Genomic DNA, 14,468 nt, shown 5'->3' on the forward strand with positions numbered 1-14,468 from the left:
ATAAAAAGCAATCACCAGTGCATTTCACTATATAAATGCCTATATTTGGCGACAATTCTCGGCAAAAACCGTTTTTACAGAGGCGTATCCCCTATGCGTACCAACACCCAGACCAAACGGGAGCTGGACAAGATCGATCGCAATATCCTGCGCATTCTACAAACCGACGGGCGCATCTCGTTCACTGAGCTGGGGGAAAAAGTCGGCCTCTCGACCACGCCCTGCACCGAGCGCGTGCGGCGCCTGGAGCGCGAGGGGATCATCATGGGCTACAACGCACGGCTGAACCCGCAGCATTTGAAGGGGAGTTTGCTGGTATTTGTCGAGATCAGCCTGGATTACAAGTCGGGAGACACCTTCGAAGAGTTCCGCCGCGCCGTGCTGAAACTGCCCCATGTGCTGGAATGCCACCTGGTGTCCGGGGACTTCGACTACCTGGTGAAAGCGCGGATTTCCGAGATGGCCTCGTACCGCAAACTGCTGGGCGACATCCTGCTCAAGCTGCCCCACGTGCGTGAGTCCAAGAGCTATATCGTGATGGAAGAGGTAAAGGAGAGCCTGAACCTGCCGATCCCGGACTAAACCAATACCTGCCGGGTGCTGGCCATATATTCGTGGATCTGTTTTTCCACTCGTGGATGAATCAACTCCACCGGCCGGCGCCCGTTGGGGCATGGCAAGGTTTGGGTGGTGCCGAACAACCGACAGATCAGCGGTCGCTCGTCATACACCGTGCAGCCAGTGGGGCCCAGGTGGACGCAGTTCAGCTCGTCCATGGCGGTTTCCTGCTCGGCAGCGGTCTTGCGCGGCAGGCGCGACATTTCCTCGGGGGATGTGGTCACCGGCCCACAGCAGTCGTGGCAGCCCGGAACACACTCGAACGAAGGAATCTGACGGCGCAATGCGCTGATCTTCTGACGGTTGCAACTCATCGAACAGGTACTCAACGGCGAACAGGGGTGGATTCTGCCGCAAATTCCCCTGCGCAGACAGCATCGTCCGACCGCTGTATCCTGCGTCAAATTTTCCAAACAGGGATGCGCCCATGACCGCCAGCGCCCGGCACGCCGATTCCTACTACGCCGCCAGCAGCCTGCCTCTGCCTGATTACCCAGCGTTGAAGGGTGAAGTCACGGCTGACGTGTGCGTGGTCGGCGGCGGGTTTTCCGGGCTCAACACCGCACTGGAACTGGCCGACCGCGGTTTCAGCGTAGTGCTGCTGGAGGCGCGCAAAGTCGCCTGGGGAGCCAGCGGACGTAATGGCGGCCAGCTGATTCGCGGCGTCGGCCATGGGCTCGACCAGTTCGCCAACGTCATCGGCACCGACGGCGTGCGCCAGATGAAGCAGATGGGCCTGGAAGCCGTGGAGATCGTGCGCGAGCGCGTCGAGCGCTTCCAGATCCCTTGCGACCTGACCTGGGGCTATTGCGACCTCGCCAACAAACCTCGCGATCTGCAGGGCCTGGCCGAAGATGCCGAAGAACTGCGCAGCCTCGGTTATCGTCATGAAGTGCGCTTGCTGCAAGCCAACGAAATGAGCAGCGTGATCGGTTCCGAGCGCTACGTCGGAGGGATGATCGACATGGGTTCCGGCCACCTGCACCCGCTGAACCTGGCCCTTGGCGAAGCTGCCGCCGCCGAGCGGCTGGGCGTGAGGCTGTTCGAACAGTCAGAAGTGACCCGCATCGACTACGGCTCCGAGGTCCGAGTCCACAGCGCCCAGGGTATGGTGCGCGCAAAGACGCTGGTGCTGGCCTGCAACGCTTATCTCAACGGTCTCAACCCTCACCTGAGCGGCAAGGTATTACCCGCCGGCAGCTATATCATCGCCACCGAACCCTTGAGTGAAGCCCAGGCCACGCAACTACTACCGCAGAACATGGCGGTGTGTGATCAGCGAGTCACCGTGGATTACTTCCGGCTGTCCGCCGATCGTCGCCTGCTGTTCGGTGGTGCTTGTCATTATTCCGGACGCGATCCCAAGGACATCGGCGCTTATATGCGTCCGAAAATGCTGCAAGTGTTCCCGCAGTTGGCCGACGTGAAGATCGATTACCAATGGGGCGGCATGATCGGCATCGGCGCCAATCGCCTGCCGCAGATCGGTCGCCTGGCCGATCAGCCCAATGTGTATTACGCCCAGGCGTACGCCGGCCATGGCCTCAACGCCACGCATCTGGCGGGCCGGCTGCTGGCCGAAGCGATCAGCGGCCAACAGCAGGGGCGTTTCGATCTGTTCGCCCAGGTGCCGCATATGACCTTCCCCGGTGGCAAGCATTTGCGCTCGCCGCTGCTGGCGTTGGGCATGCTTTGGCACCGTCTCAAAGAGCTGCTCTGATCAATCGCGCCAGAACGGTTTCAGACCTTCCTGGCGCGCCTGTTGGGCACTCAAGCCGATGTCGCGCAGTTGCTCGCCGGTCATGCTCAGCAAAGCCTTGCGCGTGTGGCGACGGCGCCAGAACAGCCCCCAACGGCTGATATCGCTTGGCGTTGCGACCCGTGCGTGGTCAGCCTCCAATTCCTGACTGTGTAACCTCAGGCGCACATCGCTTATGCCGTTCATTTTGTTGCCCCTCATTTGCCGGTTGCCATGAGCGACTAGAATGAGCGAGCGAGCAAAACCATTACAGATTCAACCTTTATCTATTAAATCCATACAGATACTGCCACTGGGCGGCTGAATCCTGTATTTTCCCAAGATCTGTACTGGTCCCGGGAGCGACCGCCATGACCCTCTACGTCAACCTCGCCGAACTGCTGGGCACTCGCATCGAACAAGGCTTCTATCGCCCCGGCGACCGGTTGCCCTCCGTCCGTGCGTTGAGTGTGGAGCACGGGGTCAGCCTGAGCACCGTGCAACAGGCCTATCGCTTGCTGGAAGACAACGGCCTGGCAACCCCCAAGCCCAAGTCCGGGTACTTCGTACCCGTGGGCCGTGAGCTGCCCGCCCTGCCGGAAATAGGCCGTCCGGCCCAGCGCCCAGTGGAGATTTCCCAATGGGATCAGGTGCTGGAACTTATTCGCGCCGTACCGCGTAAAGACGTCATACAGATGGGCCGCGGCATGCCCGATGTGTTGTCACCCACCCTCAAACCCCTGCTGCGCAGCCTGGCCCGCGTCAGTCGACGCCAGGATCTTCCCGGCCTGTATTACGACAACATTCTCGGCTGTATGGAGTTGCGCGAGCAGATTGCTCGACTGTCATTGGATTCCGGCTGCCAACTGGGCGCCGAAGACATCGTGATCACCACCGGCTGCCACGAGGCACTCTCCGCCAGCATCCACGCCATCTGTGAGCCCGGCGATATCGTCGCGGTAGACTCGCCGAGCTTCCATGGCGCCATGCAGACCCTCAAAGGCCTGGGCATGAAGGCCCTGGAAATTCCTACCGACCCGCTCACCGGCATCAGCCTCGAAGCGCTGGAGCTGGCCTTAGAGCAGTGGCCGATCAAGGTCATCCAATTGACTCCCAACTGTAACAACCCGCTGGGCTACATCATGCCCGAGGCACGCAAGCGTGCGCTGCTGAACCTGGCCCAGCGCTTCGATGTGGCAATTATCGAAGACGATGTATACGGCGAATTGGCCTACAGCTACCCACGCCCGCGCACGATCAAATCCTTCGATGAAGACGGCCGCGTACTGTTGTGCAGTTCATTCTCCAAAACCCTCGCACCAGGCCTGCGTATTGGCTGGGTCGCACCGGGGCGCTATTTGGAGCGAGTGCTGCACATGAAATACATCAGCACCGGTTCTACGGCCACACAGCCGCAGATCGCGATCGCCGAATTCCTCAAGGGCGGGCATTTCGAACCACATTTGCGACGGATGCGCACCCAATACCAGCGCAATCGTGACCTGATGCTCGATTGGGTCAGCCGGTATTTTCCCGCTGGCACCCGCGCCAGCCGGCCTCAGGGCAGCTTCATGCTGTGGGTAGAACTACCGGAGGGCTTCGACACCCTCAAACTCAACCGTGTGCTGGTAGAACAAGGCGTACAGGTGGCTGTAGGAAGCATCTTTTCTGCATCCGGCAAGTACCGCAATTGCCTGCGCATGAACTACGCTGCCAAGCCAACCCCGCAGATCGAAGAGGCAGTGCGCAAGGTCGGCATCGCCGCGAGCAAAATGCTGGCCGAATCAGCGGACTGACCTTTCACGGCAAATAGCCGTCATATGCCGACTACTGCCCTGATCCGGAAGCGACTCCCTTGATGATCCAACGGCTTTTACCGTTCCTACTGTTGGGAGCCCTCACCCTGGGCGGCTGCGCCACGGTGACTGCGCCTCGGGTGCCCAGTGACGCACTGCCGGCCGAACAATCCTCGTTCGGCCGCTCTATCCAGGCCCAGGCGGCGCCCTATCAAGGGCGCTCGGGCTTTCGCCTGCTGCCCAACAGCAGCGAAGCCTTTATGGCCCGCGCCGAACTGATCCGCAACGCCCAGACCAGCCTCGACCTGCAGTACTACATCGTGCATGACGGCATCAGCACGCGCATGCTGGTGGACGAACTGCTCAAAGCCGCCGACCGTGGCGTGCGTGTACGCATCCTGCTGGACGACACCACCAGCGACGGCCTCGACCAGGTGATCGCCACCCTCGCCGCCCACCCCAACATCCAAATCCGCCTGTTCAACCCGCTGCATCTGGGGCGCAGCACGGGCGCTACGCGGGCCATGGGCCGCCTATTCAACTTGTCGCTGCAACACCGGCGCATGCACAACAAGCTGTGGTTGGCGGACAACAGTGCAGCCATCGTCGGCGGCCGCAACCTTGGGGATGAGTATTTCGACGCCGAGCCCAATCTGAATTTCACCGATATCGACATGCTCAGCGTCGGGCCGGTGGCCGAGCAATTGGGTCACAGTTTCGATCAATACTGGAACAGCGCCTTGAGCAAGCCGATCGACAACTTCGTCTCTACCCTGCCCTCCAAAGACGATCTGGCCGCCGCCCGCGCGGGCCTGGCGGCGTCATTGGCGGAGTCGCGCCAACAACACCATGCCCTGTACAACCGCTTGCGCGCCTACCAGACCCAACCACGCATGGACATCTGGCGCCGCGAACTGATCTGGGCCTGGAACCAGGCGCTATGGGATGCACCGAGCAAGGTGCTGGCCAAGGCCGACCCGGACCCGCAGCTACTGCTGACCACTCAACTGGCACCTGAGCTGGAAAGGGTCAACCGTGAACTGATGATGATTTCGGCGTACTTCGTGCCAGGCCAACCTGGGCTGGTGTACCTCACCGGGCTCGCCGATGCCGGCGTATCAGTCAGCCTGCTGACCAACTCCCTGGAAGCCACCGACGTACCGGCTGTGCACGGCGGTTACGCGCCGTACCGCAAAGCGTTGCTGGAGCACGGCGTGAAGCTGTACGAACTGCGCCGCCAACCCGGCGACCCGAGCGCCGGCAGTGGGCCGCATCTGTTCCGGCGCGGCTCGTTCCGTGGTTCGGACTCCAGCCTGCACAGCAAGGCAATGATCTTTGATGGCGAGAAATCATTTATCGGTTCGTTCAACTTCGATCCCCGCTCGGTGCTGTGGAACACCGAGGTCGGGGTGCTGGTGGACAGCCCCGAACTGGCCGAGCACGTACGCAACCTGGCGCTGCAAGGCATGGCGCCCGCCCTCAGCTATGAGGCGAAACTACAAGACGGCCAAGTGGTGTGGGTAACCGAAGATGACGGCCAACTGCACACCCTGACGCGCGAGCCAGGCAGTTGGTGGCGGCGGTTCAATGCGTGGTTTGCTACTTCGGTCGGCCTGGAGCGCATGCTTTAAGAACAAGGCTGTGTAGCGCCGAAAGCACCTTGGCGCACTAACAACAGCACCAGCCCCAATGCCCCGGCAGCCATCAGCAACGGCAGTGCGTGCCCGCTGACCCACTGGCTGCCGGCGCCAGCGATCAATGGCCCCAACAGACACCCGATGCCCCATAGCTGCGCGATATGGGCGTTGGCCCGCACCAGCGCGTCGTCGCGGTAGCGCTCGCCGATCAGAATCAACGACAGCGTGAACAACCCGCCCGCACTGGCGCCGAACAGCACCCACACCGGCCAGATCAGCAGCGTGTGCAGCAGCGCAGGAATCGCCAGGCTCGATGCCAGCAACAGCAGCGCACAGCCGAGAAACAGAGTACGGCGTGGCAAATAATCGGCCAGCGCGCCGATGGGCAATTGCAGCAACGCATCGCCGACGACCACCGTGCTGACCATCGCCAGGGCAATCTCGGCGCTGAATCCCTGTTGCAGGCAGTACACCGGCAGCAGTGTCAGGATCATCGCTTCGAACGCGGCGAACAGCGCCACCGCCCATGCAATGGCCGGCAGGCTCCGGCAAAAACGCCAAAGCTCGGCGAAAGTGACGCTAAACGAATCGGCCGTCGGCGCACCGGAACGCCCCAGCAACAGCAACGGCGCAACCATCAGCAGCCCTACGCCGACCCAGAAACCGTAGTCATGCCCGGTGCCGATCACACCCAACAACAACGGGCCCGACAGTTGGCTCAGCGCATAGCTGCAGCCATACAGCGCCACCAGCCGGCCACGCCATTGCTCCACCACTAATTGATTGATCCAGCTCTCGCCAAGGATAAAAACAATGGTCAGGATCACCCCAATCATCAAACGCAGCACCAGCCACACGGGATAACTGGGCAGGATCGCCAGTAAACCGATGGACACCGCACCCGCCCACAGACACAAACGCATCAGGTTTGCCGTACCGAGCCAAGCGGCCAAGCGGCTGGAAAGCTTAGCGCCGAGCAGCACGCCGAAGGCCGGCATCGCGGCCATTACGCCAATGGCGAAACTGCCGTAGCCCCAGCTCTCCAGGCGCAGGGAGACCAGCGGCATACTGACGCCCAGGGCCAAGCCCACGCTGAGTACCGAAGCCAGGACGGCAAAGTAAGTCGCCCAACGCATTGCCACGCTCCTGTGGATAATTATTTTCTAGGTTCAAAACGAACTGTAGGAGCGAGCTTGTGCGGGAGCCGGGCTTGCCCGCGATGCAAACGCCTCGGTGTGTCAGCCACACTTCGGTGATGCTATCGCAGGCAAGCCGGCTCCCACACAAGCTCGCTCCTACACAGGCCCGGCAGTGTTGCTTACAGCTTGATCCAGGTGGCCTTCAGCTCGGTGTACTTGTCGAACGCATGCAGCGACTTGTCGCGACCGTTGCCCGATTGCTTGAAGCCACCGAACGGCGCAGTCATGTCGCCGCCATCGTACTGGTTGACCCACACACTACCCGCGCGCAGCGCCTTGGCGGTCAGGTGCGCCTTGGAGATATCCGCAGTCCACACCGCCGCAGCCAGGCCGTATTGGGTGTCGTTGGCGATCTTGATCGCTTCTTCGGCGCTGTCGAAGGTGATCACCGACAGCACCGGGCCGAAGATTTCTTCCTGGGCGATTCTCATGGCATTGGTCACACCATCGAAAATCGTCGGTTCGACGTAGGTGCCGCCGGTCTCTTCCAGCGTGCGCTTGCCGCCCGCCACCAGCTTGGCGCCGTCGGCGTGACCGGCTTCGATGTAGGACAGCACGGTGTTCATCTGCTGGGTGTCCACCAGGGCGCCGACATTGGTCGCCGGGTCCAGCGGGTTGCCAGGTTTCCAGCCTTTGAGGGCCTCGATCACCAGGGGCAGGAATGTGTCCTTGATCGAGCGCTCCACCAGCAGGCGCGAACCGGCGGTGCACACTTCACCCTGGTTGAAGGCAATGGCACTGGCGGCCGACTCGGCAGCGGCCTGCAGATCGGGGGCGTCGGCGAACACGATGTTGGGGCTCTTGCCGCCTGCTTCCAACCAAACACGCTTCATGTTCGACTCACCAGAACGAATCAACAGCTGCTTGGCGATCTTGGTCGAGCCAGTGAACACCAGCGTGTCGACGTCCATGTGCAGCGCCAAGGCGTTACCCACGGTGTGGCCGTAGCCTGGTAGAACGTTGAATACGCCTTTCGGAATCCCGGCTTCAACGGCCAGGGCCGCGATACGGATGGCGGTCAGCGGAGATTTTTCGGACGGCTTGAGGATCACCGAGTTACCGGTGGATAGTGCCGGGCCGAGTTTCCAGCAGGCCATCATCAACGGGAAGTTCCACGGCACGATGGCGCCAACCACGCCGACCGGCTCACGGGTCACCAGGCCCAGTTGATCATGGGGGGTGGCCGCGACTTCATCGTAGATCTTATCGATGGCTTCACCGCTCCAGCTCAAGGCATTGGCGGCACCGGGCACGTCGATATACAGGGAGTCGCTGATAGGCTTGCCCATGTCCAGGGTTTCGAGCAGCGCCAGCTCTTCGGCGTTGGCTTTGAGCAGCGCGGCGAAACGGATCATGGTGGCTTTGCGTTTGGCCGGCGCCAGGCGTGACCACACGCCGGAATTGAAGGTGGCACGGGCGTTTTCCACGGCGCGCTGGGCATCGTCGGCGTCACAGCTGGCAACGGTGGCCAGCAGGCGGCCATCGACCGGGCTGATGCACTCGAAGGTGTCGCCGGAAACGGCGGCGGTGTATTCGCCATTGATGTAGGCGCGGCCTTCGATCTTCAGATCCTTGGCGCGTTGTTCCCAGTCGGCACGGGTCAGGGTGGTCATGCGAGTGTCCTCCTCTTATTGAATACGAGGGCCAGGCGATGTCGCCCGGCAGCCTCAAAGAATTCTTGCCCGCCAGCCAGCTGTTCGGCCCAAGGCAGCTGCCACCCTAAACCAGCGGCCAGGGATGTTTCAATATATTTGACATAACGGCGGCAAACGCCCTTGCGATGTTCATTTTAATAAACATAGACTTTGGCCTCACCAACCGCAGGCCAGACGGGACATGCACATGAGCATCCAGGACATCGTCGACTTTAGCCAAGCCAACACCGCCCCCGAACGCTACCGCCCTGGCGCGGAAAAAATCCTCAAGGGCGACCCCGAGCAAACCCTCTACAACCACTACAACAGCCCCTGTGGTCAGATGAATGCGGGGGTCTGGGAGGGCGAAGTGGGGCAATGGAAAGTTAACTACACCGAACATGAATACTGCGAGATCGTGCAAGGCGTGTCCGTGCTGCGCGATGATCAGGGCAACGCCAAGACCCTGCGCGCTGGCGACCGCTTCGTGATCCCCGCCGGTTTCACCGGGACCTGGGAAGTGCTCGAACCTTGTCGCAAAATCTACGTGGTGTTCGAACAGAAAGCCTGATCAGCAAATCGCACGCAAAAAAAAGCCCGCATCGTGAGATACGGGCTTTTTTTCACAAGGAAGGAAATCAATTACTTGATTTTGCCTTCTTTGTAGATCACGTGCTTGCGAACGCGCGGGTCGAACATTTTCTTTTCGAGCTTGTCCGGGGTAGTACGCTTGTTCTTGTCGGTAGTGTAGAAGTGACCAGTACCGGCGCTAGAGATCATTCGAATCAATTCACGCATGATATAGCTCCTTAAACCTTGGCAGCGCGGCGGATGTCGGCCAGCACGGCAGTGATGCCACGCTTGTCGATGATACGCATGCCTTTGGCGGATACGCGCAGACGCACGAAACGTTTCTCTTCTTCAACCCAGAAGCGGTGATGCTGCAGGTTCGGCAGGAAACGACGACGGGTTTTGTTATTTGCGTGGGAAATGTTATTCCCAGTCACCGGACCCTTACCGGTAACTTGACAGACTCTCGACATGCCTCAGCCCTCTAAAACCACATGCCCAACCCGGCATGGGTTGGCCGCTTAATCTCTCAGTCATTTGGCGCCAGGCGCCGCGTTTCTTTAGGGTCTTACCGGCTACACCTACAAGCGAAGGAACCGGGCCCCTAGAAAAGAGCGCTGCTTTATACCAGAAAGACCCAGGTGCAACAACAGCCCGTGTGTTTTTACCGACTTAATTCCAAGCCGCTAACGCCCGAACCGCTGCCAGGAGGGGCCGCCCTTACAGCTGACCGCTCGTCGCACAGAATCAGTTCGAGCCCCCACCCACGCGATCAGGCGCACGCAGAAACTCACCGAGGCGCCATCAAAACAGTATTTTCGGCAAAAGCACAGGCAAAAATGGGCTAGTCATTTATCGATCAGACCTCTACGGTAGGACTTTTCCAGACTGCACTCGCAGATGGGCCTACGATCTGCAAAGGAAACCTAATATGCGCCTCGCAGCCCTGCCGCTCTTGCTTGCCCCTCTCTTTATTACGCCGCTGGCCTCTGCCGCCAGCAATTTGAGCGTCTGCACCGAGGCCAGCCCCGAGGGGTTCGATGTGGTGCAGTACAACTCGCTGACCACCACCAACGCCTCGGCCGATGTGCTGATGAACCGTCTGGTGGACTACGACGCCACCAGCGGCAAGCTCGTGCCCAGCCTGGCCGACAGCTGGGAAGTCTCGCCCGATGGCCTGACCTACACCTTCAAACTGCACCCCAACGTAAAATTCCACCGCACCGAGTATTTCACCCCAAGCCGAACGCTGACGGCCGAAGACGTGCGCTTCAGCTTCGAACGCATGCTCGACCCGGCCAACCCTTGGCACAAGATCGCTCAAAGTGGCTTCCCCCATGCACAATCCCTGCAATTGCCCACGCTGATCAAGAAGATCGACGCCCTCGACCCACTGACGGTGCGCTTCACCCTGGACCACGCCGACTCCACATTTCTCTCGGCCCTGAGCATGGGCTTCGCGTCTATCTACCCAGCGGAGTACGCCGACAAACTGCTCAAGGCCGGCACGCCGGAGAAACTCAACAGCCACCCTATCGGCACCGGCCCCTTCGTTTTTGTGCGCTTTCAAAAAGATGCCGTAGTTCGCTACAAGGCCAACCCGGATTACTTCGCTGGCAAACCGGCTGTGGATAACTTGATCTTCGCGATCACCCCCGATGCCAATGTGCGCCTACAGAAACTGCATCGCGACGAATGCCAGATCGCCCTGTCGCCCAAGCCTCTGGATGTGGGCGAGGCCCAAAAGGATGCCGCTCTCAAAGTGGAGAAAACCGCTGCGTTCATGACCGCTTTCGTGGCCATCAACAGCCAGCACCCACCCCTGGACAAGCCCGAAGTGCGCCAGGCTATCAACTTGGCATTCGACAAGGCCAGCTACCTCAAGGCCGTATTCGAAAGCACCGCCGAAGCCGCCAGCGGGCCTTACCCGCCGAACACCTGGAGCTTTGCCAAGGAGTTGCCGGGTTATCCACAGGACCTCGCCAAAGCCAAAGCGCTGCTGGACCGCGCGGGGCTCAAGGACGGCTTCAAGACCACGATTTGGACGCGCCCCACCGGCAGCCTGCTGAATCCCAACCCTAACCTCGGCGCACAATTGCTTCAGGCGGACCTGGCCAAGGTCGGCATCCAGGCCGAGATCCGTGTGATCGAGTGGGGCGAGCTGATCCGCCGCGCCAAGGCCGGCGAGCACGACCTGCTGTTTATGGGCTGGGCCGGCGACAACGGCGACCCGGACAACTTCCTGACGCCGCAGTTTTCCTGCGCGGCGGTGAAGTCCGGCACCAACTTTGCGCGCTACTGCGACCCGACGCTCGACAAGCTGATCAGCGCCGGCAAGACCACCAGTGAACAAGGCGTGCGCAGCAAGCTGTATCAACAGGCCCAGGCGCAGATCCAGCAACAGGCGCTGTGGCTACCGCTGGCACACCCGACCGCCTTCGCCCTGACGCGCAAGGGTGTCGAGGGGTATCAGGTCAGTCCATTCGGACGCCAGGATTTCTCCAAGGTCAGCGTCAAGCCCTGAGCCCCGGCCCCGCCCCCCACCGGGCGGGGTCACATCCAGCCATGCTCGGCCATCGACAGCGGGTCGCCGTCGCCGACGATGATGTGGTCCAGCACCCGCACATCCACGACCTCCAACGCCTTTTGCAGCAGCTTGGTCAATTTTCGATCAGCTGCACTGGGCTCAAGGCTGCCGGAAGGGTGGTTATGACATAGGATCAACGCCGCCGCGTTGTAGGCCAGGGCGCGCTTGACCACTTGTCGCGGATAAACTATCGCGGCATCGATCGTCCCTTGGGACAACGCCTCGAAACCCAACACCCGGTGCCGCGAGTCGAGAAACAAGCAGCCGAATATTTCGTGAGGCTCATGCCGCAACATCGCTTTGAGGTAGTCGCGCACCACCACCGGGCTATCCAGTACGGAGTCTTTGCGCAAGCGTTCGGCCATATGCCGCCGGGACATTTCCAGTACGGCCTGCAATTGCGCAAATTTCGCCGGCCCCAGTCCCAACTGCTGGTTGAACAAGGTCTGGCTGGCCTCGAGCAAAGGTCGTAAGCCGCCGAACTGTGTCAGCAGATGGCGCGCCAGGTCCACCGCGCTGCGGCCTGCCACTCCTGTACGCAGGAAGATCGCCAGCAGCTCGGCGTCGGACAGACTTGCCGCGCCCCATTCCAAAAGTTTCTCCCGTGGCCGCTCTGCCGCCGGCCAATCGCGAATACTCATCCCACCTCCCTGTGCATGTGCGCCGCTGTTGCGTGGCGGTCGCTGTGTTATCGTAGGCCCTCTTTTTTGCCTGCGATTTCACCTGGGGAGGGGCATCGCAGGCGTCACTGAAACTGGCTTCACTGAACTGGAAAGGCAAACCAATGCAGCGTCTGTATCGGAAACGCATCGTTCTCGGCGTCGGCGGCGGCATTGCCGCTTACAAGAGCGCCGAGTTGGTTCGCAGGCTCCTCGACCAGGGCGCCGAGGTGCGCGTGGTCATGACCCGCGGCGGCAGTGAGTTCATTACCCCTCTGACCATGCAGGCCCTGTCCGGCCACCCGGTTCACCTGGATCTGCTCGACCCTGCCGCCGAAGCAGCCATGGGCCATATCGAGCTGGCGAAATGGGCCGACCTGGTGCTGATCGCCCCGGCCACCGCCGATCTGATCGCCCGCCTGGCCCAAGGCATCGCCGACGATCTGCTGACCACTTTGGTACTGGCCACCGACGCTACCGTTGCCATCGCCCCGGCCATGAACCAGGCGATGTGGCGCGACCCGGCGACCCAGGCCAACACCCGACTCCTGCAAGACCGTGGCCTCAAAGTGTTCGGCCCCGCGTCCGGCAGCCAGGCCTGTGGCGACGTGGGCCTGGGCCGTATGCTCGAAGCCACTGACCTGGCGCAATGCGCCGCCGAGTGTTTCCAGCACCTGGCCCTGACGGGCAAGCACGTACTGATCACCGCCGGTCCGACCCAGGAAAACATCGACCCGGTCCGCTACATCACCAACCATAGCTCAGGGAAAATGGGCTTCGCCCTGGCCGAAGCTGCGGTTGAGGCAGGCGCACGCGTCACGCTCATCACCGGCCCGGTGCATTTGCCGACCCCGGACCGCGTCACGCGAATCGACGTAGTCAGCGCTCGCGACATGCTTGCAGCTTGTGAAGCAGCCATTCCGTGCGACCTGTTTATCGCTTCGGCGGCGGTGGCGGATTACCGGCCGGAAGTCGTCGCCCCGCAAAAGCTCAAGAAAGACCCTACAAGCGGCGACGGCCTGCTCCTGCAAATGGTGCGCAACCCGGACATCCTGGCAACCATCGCCACGCGTCCCGACCGCCCGTTCAGCGTCGGCTTTGCTGCCGAAACCGAGCACCTGCTGGACTACGCCGCACGCAAATTGAAAGACAAAAACCTCGACTTGATCGTTGCCAATGATGTCGCCAACCCGAGCATCGGCTTCAACAGCGAGGAAAACGCTTGCAGCGTGATCGACCGCCAGCTGCACGCCACCCTTTTCGCCCAGACCAGCAAGGGCAAGATTGCCCGCCAACTGATCTCTTTTATCGCCCAACGGCTGAACCAGGTTTAATTTACATGCACGCTTTGCAAGCCAAGATTCTCGACCCCCGCCTCGGCACCGATTTCCCACTGCCGGCCTACGCCACACCGGGTTCCGCCGGCTTGGACCTGCGCGCCATGCTCAAGCAAGACACCGTGCTCGAGCCAGGCCAGACCCTGCTGATCCCCACGGGCCTGTCCATCTACGTAGGCGACCCGGGCCTGGCCGCGCTGATCCTGCCGCGCTCCGGCCTGGGCCATAAGCACGGCATCGTGCTGGGCAATCTGGTGGGTCTGATCGACTCGGACTATCAAGGCGAGCTGATGGTGTCGTGCTGGAACCGTGGGCAAACCGCCTTCAACATCGCCGTTGGCGAGCGCATCGCCCAACTGGTGCTGGTGCCCGTGGTGCAGGCGCACTTCGAACTGGTACAGGAATTCGACGAAACCCAACGCGGCGCGGGCGGTTTTGGGCATTCCGGCAGCCACTGACTAAGCTGAATCGGGCCGGACACTGACGTCCGGCTCAATGCTTCTAGCGAGGCTCTTCAGGATGAAGAATGCGTGAATTTAATCGGAAATATTTATCCATTAAAATCAATGGCTTACGCAAATAAAATGACCGAACGCGAGCCGCGATGGCATTTGTGCACCACGAACTCTCTGCCGAAAACGCCGTCATACCCTTCAGCTTGAGCCTGCCGGCCACCCCCATTTAGGCCAGCCT

General features: G+C 61.0%; 15 protein-coding genes. 8 read left to right on the forward strand and 7 right to left on the reverse strand.

The window, feature by feature from the left end; translation table 11 throughout:
• Positions 1-93 precede the first annotated feature (93 nt).
• Complete coding sequence (locus YA0848_RS12280) at positions 94-582, forward strand: Lrp/AsnC ligand binding domain-containing protein (protein WP_003176896.1); 489 nt, start codon at positions 94-96, stop codon at positions 580-582.
• Here the strand turns inward: YA0848_RS12280 and YA0848_RS12285 are convergent.
• Complete coding sequence (locus YA0848_RS12285) at positions 579-932, reverse strand: YkgJ family cysteine cluster protein (protein ID WP_169902316.1); 354 nt, start codon at positions 930-932, stop codon at positions 579-581. The two genes, YA0848_RS12280 and YA0848_RS12285, sit on opposite strands and share 4 nt — an antisense overlap.
• Positions 933-1,045: 113 nt before the next feature.
• Between YA0848_RS12285 and YA0848_RS12290 the strand changes: the two genes are divergently transcribed.
• The gene (locus YA0848_RS12290; protein WP_169902315.1) at positions 1,046-2,338 is read left to right on the forward strand and encodes an NAD(P)/FAD-dependent oxidoreductase; all 1,293 of its coding nucleotides are present in this window, start codon (positions 1,046-1,048) and stop codon (positions 2,336-2,338) included.
• Here YA0848_RS12290 and YA0848_RS12295 read toward each other — a convergent pair whose 3' ends face one another.
• Entirely contained in the window at positions 2,339-2,563 is a 225-nt protein-coding gene (locus tag YA0848_RS12295) for a DUF1127 domain-containing protein (protein ID WP_047881771.1), read from the reverse strand.
• 164 nt (positions 2,564-2,727) lie between these two features.
• Between YA0848_RS12295 and YA0848_RS12300 the strand changes: the two genes are divergently transcribed.
• Together YA0848_RS12300 and YA0848_RS12305 are read left to right on the forward strand one after the other, a co-directional pair.
• Entirely contained in the window at positions 2,728-4,152 is a 1,425-nt protein-coding gene (locus YA0848_RS12300) for an aminotransferase-like domain-containing protein (protein WP_034101469.1), read from the forward strand.
• Positions 4,153-4,214: 62 nt separating this feature from the next.
• Complete coding sequence (locus YA0848_RS12305; protein WP_047881772.1) at positions 4,215-5,783, forward strand: phospholipase D family protein; 1,569 nt, start codon at positions 4,215-4,217, stop codon at positions 5,781-5,783.
• Here the strand turns inward: YA0848_RS12305 and YA0848_RS12310 are convergent.
• Together YA0848_RS12310 and YA0848_RS12315 are read right to left on the reverse strand one after the other, a co-directional pair.
• Positions 5,780-6,925, reverse strand: a complete 1,146-nt coding sequence (locus YA0848_RS12310) for an MFS transporter (RefSeq protein WP_047881773.1) — start codon at positions 6,923-6,925, stop codon at positions 5,780-5,782. The genes YA0848_RS12305 and YA0848_RS12310 overlap by 4 nt on opposite strands.
• Before the next feature lie 182 nt (positions 6,926-7,107).
• Positions 7,108-8,601 (reverse strand): aldehyde dehydrogenase, encoded by a 1,494-nt coding sequence (locus YA0848_RS12315; RefSeq protein ID WP_034101472.1) that lies wholly within the window; start codon positions 8,599-8,601, stop codon positions 7,108-7,110.
• 229 nt (positions 8,602-8,830) lie between these two features.
• On the opposite strand from YA0848_RS12315, the gene YA0848_RS12320 reads away from it, so the two are divergent.
• Positions 8,831-9,193 carry a cupin domain-containing protein gene (locus YA0848_RS12320; protein WP_034101473.1) on the forward strand — a complete coding sequence of 121 codons (363 nt, stop codon included), beginning with the start codon at positions 8,831-8,833 and terminating at the stop codon, positions 9,191-9,193.
• Between the two features lie 71 nt (positions 9,194-9,264).
• On the opposite strand, the gene rpmG is transcribed toward YA0848_RS12320, so the two are convergent.
• A complete protein-coding gene (gene rpmG, locus YA0848_RS12325; protein ID WP_003176906.1) occupies positions 9,265-9,420 on the reverse strand; it encodes a 50S ribosomal protein L33 in 156 nt (51 codons plus the stop codon).
• 11 nt (positions 9,421-9,431) lie between these two features.
• Positions 9,432-9,665, reverse strand: a complete 234-nt coding sequence (gene rpmB / locus YA0848_RS12330) for a 50S ribosomal protein L28 (RefSeq protein WP_034101474.1) — start codon at positions 9,663-9,665, stop codon at positions 9,432-9,434.
• A gap of 458 nt (positions 9,666-10,123) precedes the next feature.
• On the opposite strand from rpmB, the gene YA0848_RS12335 reads away from it, so the two are divergent.
• Entirely contained in the window at positions 10,124-11,716 is a 1,593-nt protein-coding gene (locus YA0848_RS12335; protein ID WP_034101475.1) for an ABC transporter substrate-binding protein, read from the forward strand.
• Positions 11,717-11,745: 29 nt separating this feature from the next.
• On the opposite strand, the gene radC is transcribed toward YA0848_RS12335, so the two are convergent.
• Positions 11,746-12,420, reverse strand: a complete 675-nt coding sequence (gene radC / locus YA0848_RS12340; protein WP_034101476.1) for a RadC family protein — start codon at positions 12,418-12,420, stop codon at positions 11,746-11,748.
• A gap of 143 nt (positions 12,421-12,563) precedes the next feature.
• Between radC and coaBC the strand changes: the two genes are divergently transcribed.
• Positions 12,564-13,772: a bifunctional phosphopantothenoylcysteine decarboxylase/phosphopantothenate--cysteine ligase CoaBC gene (coaBC, locus tag YA0848_RS12345; protein ID WP_034101477.1), complete on the forward strand. Its 1,209-nt coding sequence runs from the start codon at positions 12,564-12,566 to the stop codon at positions 13,770-13,772.
• 5 nt (positions 13,773-13,777) lie between these two features.
• Positions 13,778-14,233 carry a dUTP diphosphatase gene (gene dut, locus YA0848_RS12350; RefSeq protein ID WP_034101478.1) on the forward strand — a complete coding sequence of 152 codons (456 nt, stop codon included), beginning with the start codon at positions 13,778-13,780 and terminating at the stop codon, positions 14,231-14,233.
• The last annotated feature ends 235 nt before the right edge of the window (positions 14,234-14,468 follow it).

Origin of the sequence: Pseudomonas sp. S4_EA_1b (assembly GCF_016307435.1) — a bacterium.
GTDB classification, from domain to species: Bacteria; Pseudomonadota; Gammaproteobacteria; order Pseudomonadales; family Pseudomonadaceae; genus Aquipseudomonas; species Aquipseudomonas rhodesiae.